The organism is Flavobacterium sp. (assembly GCF_040383245.1).
Lineage (GTDB): Bacteria > Bacteroidota > Bacteroidia > Flavobacteriales > Flavobacteriaceae > Flavobacterium.
In genome coordinates this window covers 16,937-38,443 of sequence record NZ_JBEIDX010000021.1, presented here as the reverse complement: position 1 = coordinate 38,443, position 21,507 = coordinate 16,937, and the positions used below count along the sequence as shown (strand labels likewise).

Sequence of the window (21,507 nt, the reverse complement as noted above, 5' to 3'; positions counted from 1 at the left end):
ACTGATCAAACAAATCAGTCCGCAAGGCCAAGGATGGGATGGAACCTACAACGGAAGTTTATTACCTTCTACTGATTATTGGTTCACTGTAGATTATACCGAAGCAGCAGCTTACAAACAATTTAAAGCGCATTTTACATTGAAGCGATAAACAAAAAATAATATTACTCAAAAGTGCTAGAGAAATCTAGCACTTTTTTAATTATATTAATTGACACTACTTATATTTATAAATATAAATTATTAAGGTGTGATTATTTGAATTGGATAATTATATTTATATAAATAAAAGGCACAAACTAAATGTTTATGCCTTTTTTTATTAGTAATCATTAATTATTAGTTGATAATAACTTTCTTCGTAGCAGATTTATCATTAGAAGAAACGGTTAATAAATAGATACCTTTTTCTAATTGACCAAAGTTAATTTCTTGCGTGAAGGTGGTATTTGTATTTTGGTAATTGTTAGAATAACATTTTCTTCCTTGAATATCAAATAAATCTACTTTAACTTCATCAGATGCAGATAAATTTATTATTACTGTTCCGTTTGAAGGGTTAGGAGTGACAGAAAAAGTTTCAAAATTAGTTTCATTATTTGCTAAAACGTAAGTTCCTGTAATAACGAAATTGTCAATTATGACCCCCTCATTTGTTACCATTGGATCAGAAACAAAATTAAATCTAAATACAATATTTGATTGCGGACTAGCTCCTCCATAACCAAACTCGGGCATATCCCAACTATAATTTACTTTATTTGAATTAATACCGCCTTGAAGATTTGAATCTCCACCAGCTCCAGTCCATTGAGCGCCTACACAATTTTCACAGTTGTTACCATTTGGAATATTTGAACTATTATACCATGTTATTCCTGAAGTTGCATCCCCAAGAATCGACCAATTTGTTCCTCCATTAGTAGAATATTCAACATTTAAATAGTCATAATCTGGTTCAAAATCAAATGCCATATCAAAGTTTATTTTAGGATTTTGATATTGTGATAAATTATAACACTGAGAAACTAAATAGGAAGTGGTATTATCTGTATATAAACCTGAAAGATTAGTGCCATAAACACTAGATCCACCAGAAACAATGTTGTTTAATATGTTTCCTGCCGCTTGACCTCTTTCCCAAAGTAAATTGGTGTTTCCTTTGTCAAATGAAATTAATTTGTCTGATTCCGTTTCAAATGTGTTAATACTGTTTACAACCCCTGTATCATTTACAAAAATTATTGTGCTTCGACTATTATTTTCATTATTACCATCATTTGTTAAAGATATAAAATAGTCAATAGTATGAGTTCCTCTTGATAATTCCCCAATTGATATTGGAAAATCAATTGTTTGGCAGGTAGATAATGATCCATTCCAATTTAAATTAATTAGAGCATTACCATCTATACTATAAGAAATGGTAACAGAGGATATTGTATTTGATCCAGAATTTTCAAATGTTACTATGGAATAATTTGAAGCATCGCATGAAACAGATAATGGTTGATCGATTTTTTTTAAAGAAACATCATTCGAATATCCTGAGAATTGATCTCCAACATTTACGGCATACCATGCGTTGGTTAACGAAATAACCTCGTTACTTAATCCACAATATAAATTGTTTGCAACTTGTATTGTTGCATTTCTCATATCAAAATAAGTTGCATTTGGAGTTAAATAATCTCTTTCTGCATAATATACAATTTGTGATGATTTAGCCATTCCTATTCCAGAAACAGAATATGTATTTGGTATAGGTGCATTGTTTGTACCAGACTTACCAATTGTAAGAATATAAAACCAATGGTTTAATACTCCACTGTTATTGTGTACGCCACATCGATCATTATTAGAACTTGGTATGCAATTTCCTTCATCGCCAGTGGTAGTCCAATTCGTTCCTAAATAAGTATCCGGATTACCTTCAGTTAATGGATTACTCATGCTTCTAAAAGGGCTTGCACTAAGGTCTTCGGCAATTTTCCATACTCCAGTCGCAAATGGATGTAAAATCGATCCAGTTCTTCCATAATGTTCAACGCAAGCGGCCCATATATCTGATAAACCTTCATTAATTGCTCCCGATTGATTTTGATAAGCTAAATTAGCAGTTGATGAGCAAACACCATGACCAATTTCATGTGCACAAACATCTAAAGAAGTTAAAATAGAAACCAAATTATTTCCGTCACCATATGACATTACTGATCCATTCCAAAAAGCATTTACTAAACTAGTGTTAGGATTAGTTCGATAATGAACATAACTTTTTAACATTGTACCATTATCATCGTAACTATTTCTGTTAAAAATATTTTTAAAAAAATCATAAGTCATTTCTGCACCCCAATGCGCATCTAAAGCACCTATATCTTTATTAGTGTTATTATATTCAGCTGTTGTCCAATTATTATCTGTATCAGAAAAATTTGTAGTTGTATAGTTAGGTGTTCTAGCACTATTAAATGTTTGTATACCACCACCTCTAGTATCATCTTTTAATATATATTTTTCAGTAGTAATATCAAATGTAGTTTTAATAGTTCTTGTGCCACTATATTTTGTATTAGCTGTACCATCAACAGAAGCTGTAACTTCTATATTATTTGATTTACTAATAGTATTTGCGTGTTTAATTATAGGGTTGAAATAAATGATTAAACCACTATGCGCATCAACGTATATTTCATCTCTTGCAAGAGGTTCAATTGAATAAATATCAAATTTATAAGCTAAATTTACTAAGCCGGTTTTAATATTTGGTAAAAATAATAATTCACCATTAGGTTTAGAATAATTCATAGCAATAGCATCTTGTGAAGATTCCCATAAATATTTTGTATTTGGCTTTGAATCTAAAATTTTATTGAATGCTTCTAAAGCTGATAGAGTTGGAGAACTATTAACCGCCGAAGCATTGTATATTTCTCCGTTAATTAAATATACTTCATCATTGATACTATGAGTAATAATTACTCCAAATTCAATTTTCAATCCTTTGTAATATTGTTGAAAATGTTCATGTTTTCTTCCTGTTTCATCAGTGTTTGAATAGGTAGGGACATATTTGTTAAGTCTGTCTAATTTGTTTTTAATTTTTATTTGTGAAATTGCATCCGCTTTTGGTAACGGATTTTGAAAACGCAACATTGTTTGAATTGGCTCTAATTCATTTAGTTTTTTATTGGTTTGCCCGATACTGATTTGCATTGCAATCAAAAATAAACAAACAGAAAGTACAGCTGATTTCATATATTTTTTTTGTTTAAATAAATCGTTCAAATATAATTAAAAGGTACATTAAACAAATTATAAATTATTTTGTTTACTAAATAATATTTAAGAATCAATAAAAAAGAAATCGAATTAGTTGCTTTTTAGTATTTGTTTACGGAATTTTGGTGCTTAATTTAGGATATGGATAATATACATTACATAAGTTCAGAAATACTAAGTCTAGAAACTTTACAAGAAATAATTTCACAAGATAAAAAGCTAGCGTTATCAGATGAATCTATTGAATCTATTGAAAAATGCAGATTGTATTTAGATACAAAAATGGCTTCTCAAAAAACGCCCATTTATGGTATAAATACTGGTTTTGGGTCTTTGTGTAATGTGATTATTTCAAATGATAATTTATCCAAATTACAAGAAAACCTAGTTAAGTCGCATGCTTGTGGTACTGGAGAAGAAGTACCTCATGATATTGTGAAAATAATGTTGTTGCTTAAAATTCAATCGTTAAGTTACGGAAATTCTGGGGTTCAATTGATTACAATACAGCGCTTAGTTGATTTTTACAATAATGATGTTTTACCAATTATTTATAATCAGGGTTCTCTTGGCGCTAGTGGTGATTTAGCTCCATTGGCGCATTTATCATTGCCTTTAATAGGAGAAGGTGAAGTATACTTTGATGGATTTCGTCAACCTGCTAATAAGGTATTAGAAAAATTTGGTTGGGAACCAATTGCATTGCAGTCAAAAGAAGGATTAGCCTTACTTAATGGAACGCAGTTTATGAGTTCTTATGGATGTTATATTCTGCTTAAAGCAATGAAGTATTCCTATTTTGCTGATGTTATTGCCGCCATTTCTTTAGAAGGTTTTGATGGAAGAATCGAACCATTTAATGAACTCATTCATTATGTTCGTCCACATAAAGGGCAAATTACTACAGCAAAAAGAATGACCGAATTACTAGAAGGAAGTCAAATTATTGCTCAACCAAAACAACATGTTCAAGATCCTTATTCTTTCCGATGTATTCCCCAAGTTCATGGTGCATCAAAAGACACTATTGATTATGTAAAAAAAGTTTTCAAAACAGAAATAAATTCAGTTACCGATAATCCAAATATTTTTGTAGGAGAAGATTTAATAATTTCGGGTGGAAATTTCCACGGTCAGCCACTTGCCTTGGCTCTAGATTTCTTAGCTATTGCTTTATCGGAACTTGGAAGTATTTCAGAAAGAAGAACCTATCAATTAATTTCTGGATTAAGAGGATTGCCTGCATTTTTAGTAGATAACCCAGGATTGAATTCCGGATTTATGATTCCACAATATACTGCAGCAAGTATAGCGAGTCAAAACAAACAATTAGCTACTCCAGCTAGTGTAGATAGTATTGTTTCAAGTAATGGACAAGAAGATCATGTTTCAATGGGAGCTAATGCAGCAACTAAATGTTTGCGTATTATGGACAACTTAGAACGTATTTTGGCCATTGAATTAATGAATGCCTCTCAAGCCATCGAATTTAGAAGACCTTTAAATTCAAGTGATTTTATTGAAATGTTTTTAAAATCCTACAGAGAAGAAGTTCCTTTTGTAAAGGAAGACCGAATTCTACATTATGATATTGAAAAATCTATTACTTTCTTAAATAGCTTTTTAGTTAATTTAGAAGAGTAAATTTAGAATTAGTTGTTTAATTTCCTAGGCTTTTATTATTTTTTCTTTTGTGATGGGTTTGTTTTAAATCATTATCTCCCGATATAATACTAATACTTCCATCAATTTCAAACATGGCTAGTTTTACATCTTTATAAAATTCAACGCCATGTTCGCGCATGGCTTCTTGTAATTCTTCTGACGAAATCCCTATTTTGGCTAAAGCTTTAAAATCTATTTTACCATTATGTATTAATATTTCGGGTTTATCTTGAAGCATTTCTTTAATGAATTTAGAATGCAACATGATCTTCTTAAATATTAAATTAATTAGAAATAACGCAAATGCAGCAACAATTCCACCAAGTAAGGAAGAGTTACTTCCTACCATAGCATTTTGAACCGAGTTGCTTATCAATAATATTAAAATTACATCGGCAGTATTGAGCTGAGATAATTCTTTTTTACCAAAAATCCTTAAGGCAATTATCATAAAAAGATAAACAAAAACACTTCTAAGAACAATGTCTAAGTAGGGGTTCATTAATTTTATGGTGTTAAATTAGTATTACCGGTTTCTTCTTAATGTTATTTTCAATTGCTTTTATCATTTCACTAGCAATATCTTTATTGGTTGCGCCTTCAATCCCTTCTAATCCTGGTGAAGAATTTACTTCTAACAATAAAGGCCCTTTTGAAGAACGAATAATATCAACACCCGCAACTTTTAAATCCATTGCTTTGGCAGCTTTAAGCGCAATTCTTCTTTCTTCGGCAGTTGGTTTTATGATTCCAGCTGTTCCACCCATATGAATATTGGCTCTAAATTCTCCCGGCGCTGCTTCTCTTTGAATGGCTGCAACAACTTTACCATCAACTACAAATAATCGTAAGTCTTTTCCGTTGGCTTCTTTGATGAATTCTTGAACTAATATATTGGCATTCAAACTTTTGAACGCGTTAATTACCGATTCTGCTGCCTTTTTGGTCTCCGCCAAAACTACACCTTTACCTTGTGTGCCTTCTAAAAGCTTTACAATTAATGGAGATCCACCAACCATTTTAATTAAATCGTCGGTATCCAAAGGAGAATTAGCAAATCCTGTAGTTGGGATATCTACACCGTTTCTAAGTAGTAATTGTAATGAAAATAATTTATCTCGTGATTGAGTTATGGCTGCCGCCGAATTCAAACAAAATACTTTCATAGCTTCGAATTGTCTCGTTAAAGCACAGCCGTAAAAAGTAATACTTGGTCTAATTCTAGGAATTACCGCATCAAAATAATCCAATACTTTTCCTCCACGATAATGAATTTCTGGGGTATCGGCATCCAGTTTCATGTAGCATTCTTTAATATTTAGAAAATGCATTTCATGACCACGCATTTCACCCGCTTCCATGATTCGTTTGTTACTGTACAATTCAGGGTTACTTGCTAACAAACCAATTCGTAATCCTTTTTTCTCTGAAAATTCAATATGATATAATTCCTTTAAGTTTTCAGTAGTATTTTGTCCTAATAAATATTTTTGTTCTGGATCTACTAATATTCTGCCGCTCATTGCCTCACGGCCCAACAACATACGAAATCCCATAGAATCTCTATTTGTTAAGGTCATTTCAATAGGCCAACTGTCGTTTCCAATGTTTATGTTAGTTTGAATTACATAGCGTTGCTCTCTATATCCGCTTGAACTTTTTACAATTCGTTTGTCAATTAATAAGGCTTCACAATGAATTACCGTTTTTAAATTGTTTTGAATTGGATTAATATCAAACTTCACCCAATTTACTCCCTCTTTAGTAAAAGGAATAATGTTAATTGCATGTAATGCAGAAGTTTTAGCACCCGAGTCAACACGTGCTTTAATTGCGGGAATTCCAAGTTCTGGGAAAGAACACCATTCTTCAGATCCTAAAATGATTTTGTTTTGAGGCATTATTTATATTTTAATATCGGTATATATTAACTTGTAGGTTTTTCTTTCTTTTCTACTTTAACGCTTAACTCCGTTGCGTCATCTTCAATATCCATGATGATTTCATCACCGCTTTCAATTTTAGAAGTAATGATTTCTTCTGCTAGTGAATCCTCAACATATTTTTGAATAGCTCTTTTTAGAGGTCTTGCGCCAAATTGCTTGTCGAAACCTTTTTCTGCTATGAAACCTTTTGCTTTGTCGGTAAGCGTAAGGTTATAACCTAATTCTTTAATACGAGCGTATAATTTCACCAATTCTAATTCGATGATTTGATCGATATCTACTTTTTCTAAAGTATTAAATACAATTACATCATCAATACGATTCAGGAATTCAGGTGCAAAAGTTTTCTTTAAAGCATTTTCTATAATGCTCTTAGAATTTTCATCGGCTTGAGCCACTTTGGCAGCAGTTCCAAATCCAACACCTTGTCCAAAATCTTTTAATTGACGCGCACCAACATTTGAAGTCATTATAATAATGGTGTTTTTGAAATCAATTTTACGACCCAGACTATCAGTTAGATAACCATCGTCTAAAACTTGCAACATCATGTTAAAAATATCGGGATGTGCTTTTTCAATTTCGTCTAGTAGTACTACGCAATAGGGTTTTCTTCTAACTTTTTCTGTTAATTGTCCACCTTCTTCATATCCTACATATCCTGGAGGCGCACCTACTAAACGCGATACTGCAAATTTCTCCATATATTCACTCATGTCAATACGAACCAGTGCATCTTCAGAATCAAATAATTCTTTAGCCAATACTTTAGCTAATTGGGTTTTTCCAACCCCGGTTTGTCCTAAGAAAATGAAAGAACCAATTGGTTTGTTTGGATCTTTTAGTCCGGTTCTATTTCTTTGGATAGAACGAGCAATCTTCATCACCGCTTCATCTTGTCCAATCACCTTACCTTTAAGTAGTTCGGGTAATTTAGCTAATTTATTACTTTCGGTTTGTGCTACACGATTTACAGGAATTCCAGTCATCATTGAAACCACATCAGCTACATTATCTTCAGTAACTTCAATACGGTTGTTTTTAGAATCTTCTTCCCATTGTTCTTGAGCAATAGCAAGCTCTTTTTCTAGTTTCTTTTCGTCGTCTCTTAATTTGGCTGCTTCTTCGTATTTCTGTCTTTTAACGACTGAATTTTTTTGTTCGCGCACTTCTTCCAATTGTCGTTCTAAATCTAGAATTTGTTTAGGAACATCAATATTAGTGATGTGAACTCGAGAACCCGCTTCATCTAAAGCATCAATAGCTTTGTCTGGTAAAAAGCGCTCCGACATGTAGCGATCGGTTAATTTTACGCAGGCTTCAATAGCTTCGTCAGAGTAAGTTACATTATGGTGGTCTTCGTACTTACCTTTAATATTATTTAATATTAAAATGGTATCAGTAACTGAGGTTGGTTCTACAATTACTTTTTGAAAACGACGCTCTAATGCGCCATCTTTTTCTATATGTTGACGGTATTCGTCTAATGTTGTTGCGCCAATACATTGAATTTCTCCTCTTGATAAAGCAGGTTTCAGCATATTAGAAGCATCTAAAGATCCAGTCGCACCACCAGCTCCAACTATTGTATGGATTTCATCAATGAATAAAATGATATCGTCATTCTTTTCTAATTCATTCATTACGGCTTTCATGCGCTCTTCAAATTGCCCACGGTATTTAGTACCGGCAACCAAGCTAGCAAGATCAAGTGTAACGACTCTTTTATTAAATAAAATTCGAGATACTTTTTTCTGAATAATGCGCAAAGCAAGACCTTCTGCAATAGCCGATTTACCTACGCCAGGCTCGCCAATAAGTAATGGATTATTTTTCTTTCTTCTACTTAGTATTTGAGAAACGCGCTCAATTTCTTTTTCACGACCTACGACAGGATCTAATTTTCCATCTTCGGCCATTTCAGTTAGATCACGGCCAAAGTTGTCTAATACCGGAGTTTTTGATTTTTTATTGGTTTTAGTAGTTGGGTTGTTAAAATTTTCTCCTTTTAATCCGTCATCATGAGAAGAGTCTTCATTAAAGGATTCGTTTTTTGGTAAGTTTTCTAAAAAATTTTCTTCTTTTGGCATAATATCTAAGTATTGTTCTTTTGCTACTTCGTAATCTATTTTTAGTTTATTTAGCAGCTTAGTTGTAGGGTCGTTTTCATTTCTTAGAATACAAAGCAATAAATGGGCAGTACTTATTGAATTACTTTGAAAAACTTTTGCTTCCAAAAAAGTCGTCTTCAATGCTCTTTCAGCTTGACGAGTAAGATGTAAATTCTTTTTTTCTAAGCTAACTTCTAAATTTGGATTTGGCGGACTTAATATTTCCACTTTCTTTCTCAAATGATCTAAATCAACAGATAGGTTATTTAAGATCGTTATCGCTTTGCCATTCCCATCTCTCAATATTCCAAGCATAAGATGTTCAGTACCAATAAAATCATGGCCTAAACGAAGCGCTTCTTCTTTACTGTAGGTAATTACATCTTTTACTCTAGGTGAAAAATTATCATCCATCTTTTTCTAAAATTAGTATTGTAAATCTAGTGTTTTTCATCAGTAATAACAAATACTATTCCTGATGAAAACCTGTGTCAGTAAATTGACAAAAAAATAATTATAAAATCCACCCTTATTTATCTAATTTATTAACCATTTATGGAGCCTATTTTGTTAATAAATCATTGAAATTAGTCGGTAAAAATGCTTTCAAGAGAATATAAAAAATGTAACTTGCACGTTTGAATTTAAAATTAATTTACTTTAAAAATTTATAAAATATGTCTGACGGAGAAAAGTTAATTCCTATTAACATTGAGGACGAAATGAAGTCAGCTTACATCGATTACTCGATGTCAGTTATTGTATCTAGAGCATTACCAGATGTTCGTGATGGATTAAAACCAGTTCATAGAAGGGTGTTGTATGGAATGTATGACCTTGGAGTTACCTCTAAATCTGCCCATAAAAAATCTGCAAGAATTGTAGGAGAAGTATTAGGTAAGTACCATCCACACGGAGATACTTCTGTTTACGACGCTATGGTTCGTATGGCGCAAGAGTGGAGTTTAAGATATTTATTGATTGACGGTCAAGGGAATTTTGGATCGGTTGATGGCGACAGTCCAGCTGCGATGCGTTATACTGAGGCAAGAATGAAGAAAATGTCGGAAGACATAATGGCAGACATCGACAAAGAAACAGTTGATTTTAAATTGAACTTTGACGATACGCTTTATGAGCCAACTGTAATGCCAACTCGTGTACCAAACTTGTTAATAAATGGTGCTTCGGGTATTGCTGTAGGTATGGCTACCAACATGGCTCCGCATAATATCACCGAAGTTATTGATGGTACGCTTGCTTACATTGATAATAATGATATTGAAATAGACGATTTAATTACACATATTAAAGCACCCGATTTTCCTACTGGAGGTGTGATTTATGGATATGAAGGCGTTCGTGAGGCATTTAAAACAGGTCGTGGTAGAATTGTAATCCGCGCAAAAGTGAACTTCGAAGAAGTACACGGAAAAGAAGCGATTATCGTTACCGAAATTCCATATCAAGTGAATAAGGCGGAAATGATTAAAAAAATCGCCGATTTAATTAATGATAAACGAATTGAAGGTATTTCAAATATCCGAGATGAATCGGATAGAACCGGTATGCGTATTGTTTTCGAATTGAAACGAGATGCTGTGCCAAATGTGGTTTTGAATACCTTATATAAATATACTCAATTACAATCTTCATTTAGCGTTAACAACATAGCCTTGGTTAATGGAAGACCGCAAATGTTGAATGTAAAAGATTTAATTCACTATTTCGTAGAACACCGTCACGATGTGGTGGTTAGAAGAACGCAATATGAATTAAGAAAAGCAGAAGAAAGAGCGCACATTTTAGAAGGTTTAATTATTGCTTCAGATAATATTGATGAAGTAATTGCAATTATTCGTGGTTCTAAAGACGGAGAAGAAGCAAGAGCTAAATTGATTGAGCGTTTCAGTCTTTCTGATATTCAATCTCGTGCTATAGTTGAAATGCGTTTAAGACAGTTAACAGGTCTTGAGCAAGATAAATTAAGAGCTGAGTATGAAGAAATTATGAAATTAATTAGTCATTTAAAGGATTTGCTTGCAAATAAAGATCTTAGAATGGCATTAATTAAAGAAGAGTTAATTGAAATCCGAGATAAATATGGCGACGAACGTCGTTCGGTTATTGAATATGCTGGTGGAGATGTAAGTATCGAAGATTTAATTGCAGATGAAAATGTGGTAATTACAATTTCACATGCGGGTTACATTAAACGTACTTCATTAACTGAATACAAAACTCAAAATAGAGGAGGGGTAGGTCAAAAATCTGCTGCTACAAGAGATCAAGATTTCTTAGAACATTTATTTGTTGCTACAAACCATAACTATTTATTAATTTTTACCCAAAAAGGTAAATGTTATTGGATGCGTGTGTATGAAATTCCGGAAGGAACAAAAGCAAGTAAAGGTAGAGCACTTCAAAACTTGATTAATATTGAAAGTGACGATAAAGTAAAAGCATTTATTTGCGCACAAGATTTAAAAGACCAAGATTACATTAAGAACCATTACGTAATAATGGCTACTAAAAAAGGTCAGGTTAAGAAAACTTCTTTAGAGAAATATTCAAAACCAAGAGTTAACGGTGTTGCTGCAATTACAATTAAAGATGGAGATGAATTGTTAGGAGCTGAGTTGACAAATGGAAACAGTCAAATATTAATTGCTGTTAAATCAGGTAAATTGGTTCGTTTTGAAGAAGCTAAAACACGTCCGATGGGAAGAACTGCGTCTGGAGTAAGAGGTATTACTTTAAGAGACGATCAAGATGAAGTTATTGGAATGGTTTCTGTAGATGAAAATAACATTAATGAAACACAATTATTAGTGGTTACTGAAAACGGTTACGGAAAAAGAACCAAACTTGAGGATGAAGGTGAGCCAGTATATAGAATAACCAACCGTGGTGGTAAAGGTGTAAAAACTTTAAATATTACTGAAAAAACCGGAGCCTTAGTTTCTATAAATTCGGTTACCGATGCCGATGACTTAATGATCATTAATAAATCTGGTTTAACCATCAGAATGGACGTTTCTACACTTCGTGTAATGGGTAGAGCTACGCAAGGAGTTCGTTTAATTAATATTAAAGAAAGCGACTCTATTGCTGCTGTAACCAAAGTTATGAAAGACGATGAAGAAGAGGCAATTGCTGCAGATGGAGAGGAATTAGAATTAGACCCAAATGCAATTATCGAAGATGATGCCGAAGATGATGAGGAAATTGTAGACGATGTAGAAGAGGATTCATCCGAAGAGGACGATTCAGAAGAATAAAAACAAATAAACAAACAAAGCCACGTCACTATACTATTTTAGAAGACATGGCTTTTTTATAACAAACAACAATTTAAATAGTTTCCTTATGAAAATTCAACAAATAATAATTGCAGGAGCATTATTAGTTTCTGTTAACACGTTCGCTCAGAAAGACGAATTAAAAGCATTAAAAAAGATATACAACAAAGAAGAGATAAAAGGAGCTGATTTAGCAGATTATAAATCTCTTGTAGAAAAAGTTCAACCTCTTGCAGTTGAAGAGGGAGATAAAGTGTATGCAAATTTTTATAAATGCATGATTCCGGTTCTTGAATACACTGCAATTGATAAAACAATGCCTCCGTTACAAATTCAGTTGGCTTTCGCCAAATTTGTTAGTCCAAGTGCGATTACTGAGTTAGCTACTGGATTAAATGCAACTTTAGATTATGAAAAGAAAACAGGTAAAAAGATTCAGACAGAAGATATCAATGAAACAATTTCTTCTTTCAAGCCAGAGTTGCTAAATTTTGCTGTTAAACTTGGAAATGAAAAAAAGTATAAAGAATCGGGAGATGTTTTGTATGCTATTTATCAATTAGATAAAAAAGATCAAGAAGTTCTTTATTATGCTGCCAGCTATGCTACTAATGGAAAAGATTATGACAATGCTTTAATCTATTATAAAGAACTAAGAGCTTTAAATTATACAGGTGAAGGAACCTTGTATTTTGCAAAAAATAAAGTATCAGGTGTCGAAGAAAGTTATACAAATAAAAATGTTAGAGATAACATGATACAAATAGGCACTCATCTTTCTCCAAGGGACGAAAAAATTCCTTCAAAAAAAGGAGAAATTGTTAGAAATATTGCGTTAATATTAATTGAGCAAAATAAAATAGATGAAGCTAAAACTGCAATTACAGAGGCCAGAAAAGAGAATCCTGAAGATGTGGATTTAATTGTTTCTGAGGCAAATATTTATTTTAATTTAAAAGATACTATTAATTATAAACGATTGATAAGTGAAGCACTAGAAAAGAAACCAAATGATGAAGTTTTGGTTTTTAACTTAGGTGTTACTTGTGCAAATGCTAATCAATTTGAGGATGCTGAAAAATATTACAATAAAGCTATTGAATTAAAACCAGATTTTTTAAACGCTTATATTAATTTAGCTGATTTAGTTCTTAAGCCAGATGTTAAAATTGTAGAAGAAATTAATAAACTATCTACATCAGATAAAGATCTAAAAAGATATGATGTATTAAAAACACAACGACAAAAATTATTTCAAAAAGCTATGCCAATTTATGAAAAAGCACATCAGTTAGATCCAAAAGATGAAGATATAAAAAGTGTATTAAAATCGGTTTATAGTTATTTAGAACTTTCAGATAAAATTAAAGCTCTAAAAGCAGAAAATTAATATGAAAATTAACTTATAGAAAAGGCTCCAAATTTGGAGCCTTTTTTAGTTAAAATTTTAATGCTATTATAAAAATGCCCATCTAAATCCAGAATATAAATCGGCTTGTTTACCATTACTAGTTAAGGATGATACAATTGAGTTAGATCCTAAATAAAAACCTCCTAATCGAAAACCAAAACCGATAGTAGTTCCAGAAATTTGATTGTTAGAAATAGGCACATATGTTTCAAAAAAACCTAAATTTACTCTAGGTGTTACCGAAACTATATTTTGAGCTGTGATTTGGTCGTTTTCTGAATCTTTGTTCAACTTTTGTTGTAAATATCCAGTAATGTATACTTTAGGTACTATTTTAAAATCGGTGTAAATTGAAAATAACGAAGGTAGATTCACTTTAAAATCTTTTTGACCATCAATTTTTGTTAAATAGCCATTTGAATTTAAAATATTTTCAACATCACCTAAATTGTTAGCACCGCTAAATGCATTTAAATTTAAAGGATTTGAAATGGGTATATTTAAAGAATAATTGGTTGAAGAATTATTATTGTCCTTGAATGTCATGCTTCCTAAATTTCTAATTGCCAAACCTGCCTTAATTTTATATTTACTTGGACCATCTTTTAATTTATAAGTTATCCCAAAATCAGCAGCTATTCCATTTAAACCTCCAAAAATAGTATTGGTATAATCATTAAAATTTGAAAAATTATTTGCTAAACTTCCAGAATAAGCAATATTTAATTGTGCGGGTTGATCTGTTGTTAAAAACGCATTTCCACCAACTTGTGAAATTTTACCATTCAATCCATTTAGTCCTATATTTGAATAAGAACCAGGGAATAACATTTTTAAAGTAATACCAGCGCTTATACTATATTTTTCTTTTTCAATAATTGGTCTAGCAACAGAAAATCCAATTTCTCCATATGAACTACCTATTAATCTTTGATTGCTATTGGTATTTAATAAAGTTAATGCTGAAGCTAAATTATTATCGCTAATGGCATTACCTATATTTGTATCAATATTTACAAGTTCATATTTCAAGTTTGCTTTTGAAGTTACAGCAAAACCCCATTTTAATAACTTTATTGCTACACTAGGCCCAATAATTTGGCCATCAAATTGAAAATTAACAGCTTCATTATCTTTAAAAATTATATCTTGTAAATTATTTCCTGAAGTAATGTCGCTAAAGCCAACTTTATTGTTGCTAGTATTAAAACTAACTCCATATAAATTGACTTCAAATTTTTTAGATAAATTAGAATATTCTGCTGGATTAATCATTCCGTTTAGTATTCCAACTCTACTAGAAGTACTAATTCCAGAGAAATGATCTTGTGAAAATACAATAAAATTGGAAAGTAATATCAGAGTAATTGTGATAAATTTTTTCATGTTTTCAGTAGTTTGATAAGGATATCTAAAGTTATAAAAAACAATTTTAATTAAAACTAATAATTATCATTATTTTATTGAATTCCAAATTATCTCATTTGGAGTAGGAGCTAGGAGCACCAATTCTTCTTTAGATACAGGGTGAATAAAAGCTAGCTTTTGAGCGTGTAAATGAATTCCGCCATCAGGGTTGCTTCTGTCAAATCCGTATTTTAAATCTCCTTTTATAGGACAGCCAATTGCAGCCAATTGCGATCTAATTTGGTGGTGTCTCCCTGTATGGAGGTTTATTTCTAAAGCTAAATAATTATTTAGTTCTTTGATTATTTTGTAATCCAGGGAAGCTCTTTTACTTTCTGGTACTTCTTTTAAATGTGCTTTTGAGCAATTACTTTTTTCGTTTCTTTTTAAATAATGAACTAAAGTATCCTCACTTTTTGGCGGCTTATTTTTAACAACAGCCCAATATGTTTTTTGAGTTTCTCGTTTGCTAAATAATTCATTTAACCGAGTTAGGGCTTTGCTAGTCTTTGCAAAAACTACAATTCCTGTTGTAGGTCTGTCCAAACGATGAACCACTCCTAGAAATACTTCTCCAGGCTTGTTGTATTTTTCTTTAATGTATTCCTTTACAATTTCCGATAGTGGTTTATCACCTGTTTTATCACCTTGCACTAAATCCCCAACACGCTTATTAATCACAATAATATGATTGTCTTCGTGTAGAACTTGGAGGTTGGATTTTGTGGAAATTATTTTTTCTGACAAGGCAAAACTATTTACTATTTTTTTGTCACTAAACTAATATTGCTCATTAGCATTTGGGAAATCCTGGCTTTTAACATCGGCTACATAATTACTTAATGCCGTAGTCATTTGTTCGTATAGATTTAAATACCTTCTTAAAAAACGGGGACTAAATTCATTGTTCATTCCAAGCATGTCGTGAATTACCAATACTTGTCCATCAACACCACCACCAGCGCCAATTCCTATTACAGGAATAGAGATGCTTTTAGCTACTTTTTCAGCTAGATGTGCCGGAATTTTCTCCAAAACTAATGCGAAACAGCCTAGTTTTTCTAATAGTTTTGCGTCTTCAATTAATTTTTCTGCTTCTTCATCTTCTTTTGCTCGAACGGTATAGCTTCCAAATTTATAGATAGATTGCGGAGTCAAACCTAGATGTCCCATAACAGGAATACCCGCTTTAAGAATTTTTTTTATTGATTCCTTAATTTCACTTCCACCTTCTAATTTTACGGCATGTCCACCGCTTTCTTTCATTATTCTAATCGAAGAACGAAGTGCTTCTTTCGGATCTGATTGGTAACTCCCAAAAGGTAAGTCAACTACAACAAGCGCTCTATATACTGCTCTAACTACAGAAGATGCATGGTAAATCATTTGATCTAATGTAATTGGTAAAGTAGTTTCGTATCCTGCCATTACATTACTTGCAGAATCTCCAACTAAAATCACATCTACTCCAGCAGAATCTACAATTTTTGCCATTGAATAATCATAAGCCGTAAGCATGGAAATCTTTTCTCCATTAGCTTTCATTTCAATTAACGATTTAGTTGTAATTCTCTTATAATCCTTTTTAGCTACTGACATACCCTTTAGATTTAAATTCGTAATCTTAATTTAAGTTTGTAAAAGTAGTAAAACCTATTTGTTATAATTAATAAATGAAAATAAAAATGGTTAATTTTGTATTTTAAATTTATAAAATGAAAATATTAAAAAAGCTTATTTGCTTTACATTAGTAATTTCTGCTTCTGCTTTTTCTCAAGCAACTAAAGATGTTACGATTTCAGTCTCAGGTTATTTAGAAACCTTTTATGCCAATGACTTTCAAAATTCGAATACAGAAAAAAAATTACCTTTCATGTATAATTACAACCGTCAAAACGAATTTAATTTAAACATTGGATTGCTTCGAACTAAAATAAATTATGAAAACGGTTATGCAAGTTTTGCTTTGCATTCGGGGACTTATGTAGAGGATAATTATGCAAACGAGAAAATTAAATATGTAAATGAAGCTTTTGTTGGATTGTATCTAGATAAAGAAAAGAAACACAATATTGAAGTTGGAATTATGCCGAGTTATATAGGTTTTGAAACTTCAATTTCTTCTTCTAATTTAACACTTACTCGTTCCTTATTAGGTGAAAATTCACCATATTTTATGACTGGGTTTAAATATAATTATTCACCTTCGGCAAAATGGAGTTTTTCCGGATTATTAACTAACGGTTGGCAACGAATTGCTAAACCAAACGCAAAAGCGCTACCTAGTTTAGGATCTCAATTAGTTTATAAACCAACCGAAAGTTCAACTTTCAATTGGAGTGTATTTATTGGAGATGAATCAATAGCGACCGATTTAAGAACGCGCTATTTTAGTAATTTGTATTATGATGTTAAATGGGATAGTAAATTTCGTTCTATCTTAGGATTTGATTATGGATTGCAAAAGAATAGTGTAGGGGAAGGATATGATAATTGGTTTAGTCCTGTGATGATTACACAATATACTATAAATAATAGATGGCAAACGGCAGTTCGTGCCGAATACTACCAAGATGCAAAAAATGTATTGATTGCTAGTGGTAAAGAATTTAAAACTTTTGGGACTTCTTTAAATTTCGATTACTTGCCCAATTCTAAAATGAAAATTAGATCTGAACTGCGTTACTTTAATTCAAAAGAAGCCGTTTTCTTAAGAAATGACTCGGCTGTAAATTCAAACTTGTTTGCAACGATGAGTTGGTGTTACGAATTCTAACAATCGGCAAGATTCACAGCAACAGCCAAGCCACCTTCTGAAGTTTCTTTATATTTAGAGTTCATGTCTTTGGCAGTTTGCCACATGGTGTCAATCACTTTATCTAAAGGAACTTTGGCATTTTTGGCATCGGTTTCAAGTGCTAGTTCCGCTGCATTAATCGCTTTAATTGCTCCCATAGTATTGCGTTCTATACACGGAATTTGAACCAAACCACCAATTGGGTCACAGGTTAATCCTAAGTGGTGTTCCATAGCAATCTCAGCTGCCATTTGCACTTGTTCTGGAGATCCACCTAATAATTCACAAAGTGCCGCTGCTGCCATTGCAGAAGATACGCCAATTTCTGCTTGACAACCTCCCATTGCTGCTGATATTGTAGATCCTTTCTTGAAGATACTTCCTATTTCCCCTGCTACCATTAAGAATTGCTTGATTTCTTTTTCGCCAGCGTTATGGTTTTCAATAACCAAATAATACATTAATACAGCTGGTATCACTCCGGCACTTCCATTAGTAGGAGCGGTAACTACTCGGCCAAGAGAAGCATTAACTTCATTTACCGCTAAAGCAAAACACGAAACCCATTTTAAGATTTGGCGGAATTTTACTTCGGTTTTTCTAATGGTTTCGAGCCATTCTTGAGGATTAGTATATTGGGCTTCACCAATTAAATTTTGATGCATATCAAATGCTCTGCGTCGTACATTTAATCCACCAGGTAAGATGCCTTCGCTATGGCAACCGATGTACATGCATTCGAGCATGGTTTCCCAAATGCGCATTAGTTCGTGGTTAATTGCTTCTTCCGATCGCATGGCTTTTTCATTTTCATAAACAACTTCCGAAATAGATCGGTTTTGTTCGTTACAAAAATTTAATAAATCTTGCGCGTTATCAATCAAATAGGGAAAAGCACATTTTAAGTTCTTATTCTTATTGGAATTTTCTTGATCTTCTTTCACTACAAATCCGCCGCCAATAGAGTAGAAGGTTGAGGTGTATTCCGAATTATCGTTAAAAGAAGCGGTGAATGTCATTCCGTTTGCATGGAAAGGAAGAAAGTTCTTGTTAAATCGAATGTCTTCCTCTGAAAAGAAAGGAATTTTAATTTCATTTCCTAATAAGATGAGGTTATTGTCTTTAATATCTTTTACTATAGAAGAAATTGCATCTACAGGAATAGTTTCTGGATCTTGACCGCTTAAGCCAAGCATCACGGCTAAATCGGTGGCATGTCCAATACCGGTTAAGGAAAGTGAACCGTATAAATCAACTTTAACAAAATGAACTTTATCTAGTTGATTTGATTCTCGAAGTTCTGTCAAAAATTGTTCTGCAGCACGCCATGGTCCTAGGGTATGAGAACTTGAAGGACCAACACCAATTTTAAGCATGTCAAAAATCGAGATACAGTGTTCCATAAAGAAATGTTTATTTTGAAAACAAATATACTAGAATAACTCATAAAATGATATTTGAAATTGGCTATTATTGAGAATATGATAATTCATCAAGTTTTTATTCATCTAAAATGTCATCTTGTCATATATAAATACGACAATTAGTATAAAAACTGACATTTTAATGTAATTGTTGCAATGGCACAAAGATTGATTGTTGCATGTCGAGTTATTAAATAAGTTTACAATTAAAATTAAATATAACAAAAAATGGGTAAAATAATCGGAATCGATTTAGGTACAACAAACTCCTGTGTTTCTGTAATGGAAGGAAATGAAGCTGTTGTTATTCCTAACGCAGAAGGAAAAAGAACAACACCATCTATCATTGCATTTGTAGAAGGCGGAGAAATTAAAGTAGGAGATCCTGCAAAAAGACAAGCAGTAACTAATCCAACAAAAACTATCGCTTCTATAAAGCGTTTTATGGGACAATCTTTTTCTGAAGTTTCGGCAGAAGCAAAAAGAGTTTCTTACTCTGTAGTAAAAGGAGACAACAATACACCTCGAGTAGATATTGATGGTCGTTTGTATACTGCTCAAGAATTGTCAGCAATGACACTTCAAAAAATGAAAAAAACTGCTGAAGACTATTTAGGTCAAACAGTAACTGAAGCAGTTATTACAGTTCCTGCATATTTTAATGATGCGCAACGTCAAGCTACAAAAGAAGCTGGAGAAATTGCTGGTCTTAAAGTAATGCGTATTATCAACGAACCAACTGCTGCAGCGTTAGCTTATGGTTTGGATAAAAAAGGAACCGATCAAAAAATTGCTGTTTATGATTTAGGTGGAGGTACATTTGATATTTCTGTTCTTGAATTAGGAGACGGAGTATTTGAAGTATTATCTACAAATGGAGATACGCACTTAGGTGGAGATGATTTTGACCACGAAATTATTGACTGGTTAGCTGCTGAATTTTTAACTGAAGAAGGAATTGATTTACGTTTAGATCCAATGTCTCTTCAAAGATTAAAAGAAGCTGCTGAGAAAGCAAAAATCGAATTGTCTTCTTCTGCAGAAACTGAAATCAACTTACCATATGTTACTGCTACAGCCTCTGGACCGAAACACTTAGTTAAAAAATTATCTAGAGCTAAATTTGAGCAATTAACAGATGCTTTAGTAAAACGCTCTATGGCGCCAGTTGCTAAAGCATTAAAAGATGCAGGTTTATCTGTTTCTGATATTGACGAAGTAATCTTAGTTGGAGGTTCTACTCGTATGCCAAAAATTGCTGAAGAAGTTGAAAAATTCTTTGGTAAAAAAGCTTCTAAAGGTGTAAATCCTGATGAGGTGGTTGCAATTGGAGCAGCTATTCAAGGTGGTGTACTTTCTGGAGATGTTAAAGATGTATTGTTATTAGACGTTACTCCTTTATCATTAGGAATTGAAACAATGGGTGGAGTTATGACAACACTTATTGAATCAAATACTACGATCCCAACTAAAAAATCTCAAGTATTCTCTACTGCTGCCGATTCTCAACCATCAGTTGAAATCCATGTATTGCAAGGAGCAAGAACTATGGCGGTTGACAACAAAACAATTGGTCGCTTTCACTTAGATGGAATTCCACCAGCACCAAGAGGGGTTCCTCAAATTGAAGTTACTTTTGATATTGATGCTAATGGTATCATCAAAGTTTCTGCTACTGATAAAGGAACAGGAAAATCTCATGACATTCGTATCGAAGCTTCTTCAGGTTTAACTGCAGAGGAAATCGAGAAAATGAAAAAAGATGCAGAAATGAATGCAGAAAGTGATAGAGTTGCTAAAGAAAAAGCTGAAAAATTAAATGAAGCAGATAGCATGATCTTCCAAACTGAGTCTCAATTGAAAGAACTTGGAGATAAATTATCAGACGAGCACAAAACTGCAATTGAATATGCATTAACCGAATTAAGAATGGCGCACCAATCTCAAGATTTGGAAGCAATTCAAAAAGGTTTAGACAATGTTAATGCAGCTTGGAAAACAGCTACTGAGGCAATGTATGCTCAAGGTGGTGACCAAGGTCAAGCGCAAGAAGCTCCTTCTCAAGAAGCACAAGGTGATAATACACAAGATGTAGATTTTGAAGAAGTAAAATAATACGCTTCTGATTTAATTCAGAATCAAATAAAAAGCCAGACTA

14 protein-coding genes are annotated in these 21,507 nt (G+C 32.6%); 6 read left to right on the top strand and 8 right to left on the bottom strand.

Going from position 1 to position 21,507, the window contains the following annotated elements:
* Positions 1 to 151 (top strand): T9SS type B sorting domain-containing protein (locus ABWO08_RS09120; RefSeq protein ID WP_502902953.1); only part of this gene is annotated, 151 nt, incomplete at its 5' end.
* Positions 152 to 339: 188 nt separating this feature from the next.
* Here the strand turns inward: ABWO08_RS09120 and ABWO08_RS09115 are convergent.
* Positions 340 to 3,261 carry a M4 family metallopeptidase gene (locus ABWO08_RS09115; RefSeq protein ID WP_353085362.1) on the bottom strand — a complete coding sequence of 974 codons (2,922 nt, stop codon included), beginning with the start codon at positions 3,259 to 3,261 and terminating at the stop codon, positions 340 to 342.
* A 165-nt stretch (positions 3,262 to 3,426) separates the two neighbouring features.
* On the opposite strand from ABWO08_RS09115, the gene hutH reads away from it, so the two are divergent.
* Entirely contained in the window at positions 3,427 to 4,929 is a 1,503-nt protein-coding gene (gene hutH, locus ABWO08_RS09110; RefSeq protein WP_353085360.1) for a histidine ammonia-lyase, read from the top strand.
* Positions 4,930 to 4,945: 16 nt separating this feature from the next.
* Here hutH and ABWO08_RS09105 read toward each other — a convergent pair whose 3' ends face one another.
* The 3 genes from ABWO08_RS09105 to ABWO08_RS09095 are packed head-to-tail and all read right to left on the bottom strand — an operon-like array spanning position 4,946 to position 9,421.
* The gene (locus ABWO08_RS09105; protein WP_353085359.1) at positions 4,946 to 5,452 is read right to left on the bottom strand and encodes a DUF421 domain-containing protein; all 507 of its coding nucleotides are present in this window, start codon (positions 5,450 to 5,452) and stop codon (positions 4,946 to 4,948) included.
* A gap of 13 nt (positions 5,453 to 5,465) precedes the next feature.
* Positions 5,466 to 6,851, bottom strand: coding sequence for a 30S ribosomal protein S6--L-glutamate ligase (rimK, locus tag ABWO08_RS09100; RefSeq protein WP_353085357.1), 1,386 nt, complete (start codon positions 6,849 to 6,851; stop codon positions 5,466 to 5,468).
* Between the two features lie 26 nt (positions 6,852 to 6,877).
* Positions 6,878 to 9,421: an ATP-dependent Clp protease ATP-binding subunit gene (locus ABWO08_RS09095; protein WP_353085355.1), complete on the bottom strand. Its 2,544-nt coding sequence runs from the start codon at positions 9,419 to 9,421 to the stop codon at positions 6,878 to 6,880.
* Positions 9,422 to 9,684: 263 nt separating this feature from the next.
* On the opposite strand from ABWO08_RS09095, the gene gyrA reads away from it, so the two are divergent.
* Positions 9,685 to 12,288 carry a DNA gyrase subunit A gene (gene gyrA / locus ABWO08_RS09090; protein WP_353085354.1) on the top strand — a complete coding sequence of 868 codons (2,604 nt, stop codon included), beginning with the start codon at positions 9,685 to 9,687 and terminating at the stop codon, positions 12,286 to 12,288.
* A gap of 88 nt (positions 12,289 to 12,376) precedes the next feature.
* The gene (locus ABWO08_RS09085; protein ID WP_353085353.1) at positions 12,377 to 13,699 is read left to right on the top strand and encodes a tetratricopeptide repeat protein; all 1,323 of its coding nucleotides are present in this window, start codon (positions 12,377 to 12,379) and stop codon (positions 13,697 to 13,699) included.
* Between the two features lie 66 nt (positions 13,700 to 13,765).
* Here ABWO08_RS09085 and ABWO08_RS09080 read toward each other — a convergent pair whose 3' ends face one another.
* The 3 genes from ABWO08_RS09080 to panB form a co-directional block, all read right to left on the bottom strand.
* Positions 13,766 to 15,106, bottom strand: coding sequence for a hypothetical protein (locus ABWO08_RS09080; RefSeq protein WP_353085351.1), 1,341 nt, complete (start codon positions 15,104 to 15,106; stop codon positions 13,766 to 13,768).
* Positions 15,107 to 15,175: 69 nt separating this feature from the next.
* On the bottom strand, positions 15,176 to 15,874 hold the full coding sequence (locus tag ABWO08_RS09075; protein WP_353085349.1) for an RluA family pseudouridine synthase: 699 nt from the start codon (positions 15,872 to 15,874) through the stop codon (positions 15,176 to 15,178).
* Positions 15,875 to 15,907: 33 nt separating this feature from the next.
* A complete protein-coding gene (gene panB / locus ABWO08_RS09070; RefSeq protein ID WP_353085347.1) occupies positions 15,908 to 16,726 on the bottom strand; it encodes a 3-methyl-2-oxobutanoate hydroxymethyltransferase in 819 nt (272 codons plus the stop codon).
* A gap of 116 nt (positions 16,727 to 16,842) precedes the next feature.
* On the opposite strand from panB, the gene ABWO08_RS09065 reads away from it, so the two are divergent.
* A complete protein-coding gene (locus tag ABWO08_RS09065; protein ID WP_353085345.1) occupies positions 16,843 to 17,904 on the top strand; it encodes an outer membrane beta-barrel protein in 1,062 nt (353 codons plus the stop codon).
* Here ABWO08_RS09065 and ABWO08_RS09060 read toward each other — a convergent pair.
* The gene (locus ABWO08_RS09060; protein ID WP_353085344.1) at positions 17,901 to 19,328 is read right to left on the bottom strand and encodes an L-serine ammonia-lyase; all 1,428 of its coding nucleotides are present in this window, start codon (positions 19,326 to 19,328) and stop codon (positions 17,901 to 17,903) included. The two genes, ABWO08_RS09065 and ABWO08_RS09060, sit on opposite strands and share 4 nt — an antisense overlap.
* Positions 19,329 to 19,577: 249 nt before the next feature.
* Between ABWO08_RS09060 and dnaK the strand changes: the two genes are divergently transcribed.
* A complete protein-coding gene (gene dnaK, locus ABWO08_RS09055) occupies positions 19,578 to 21,464 on the top strand; it encodes a molecular chaperone DnaK (RefSeq protein WP_353085343.1) in 1,887 nt (628 codons plus the stop codon).
* The last annotated feature ends 43 nt before the right edge of the window (positions 21,465 to 21,507 follow it).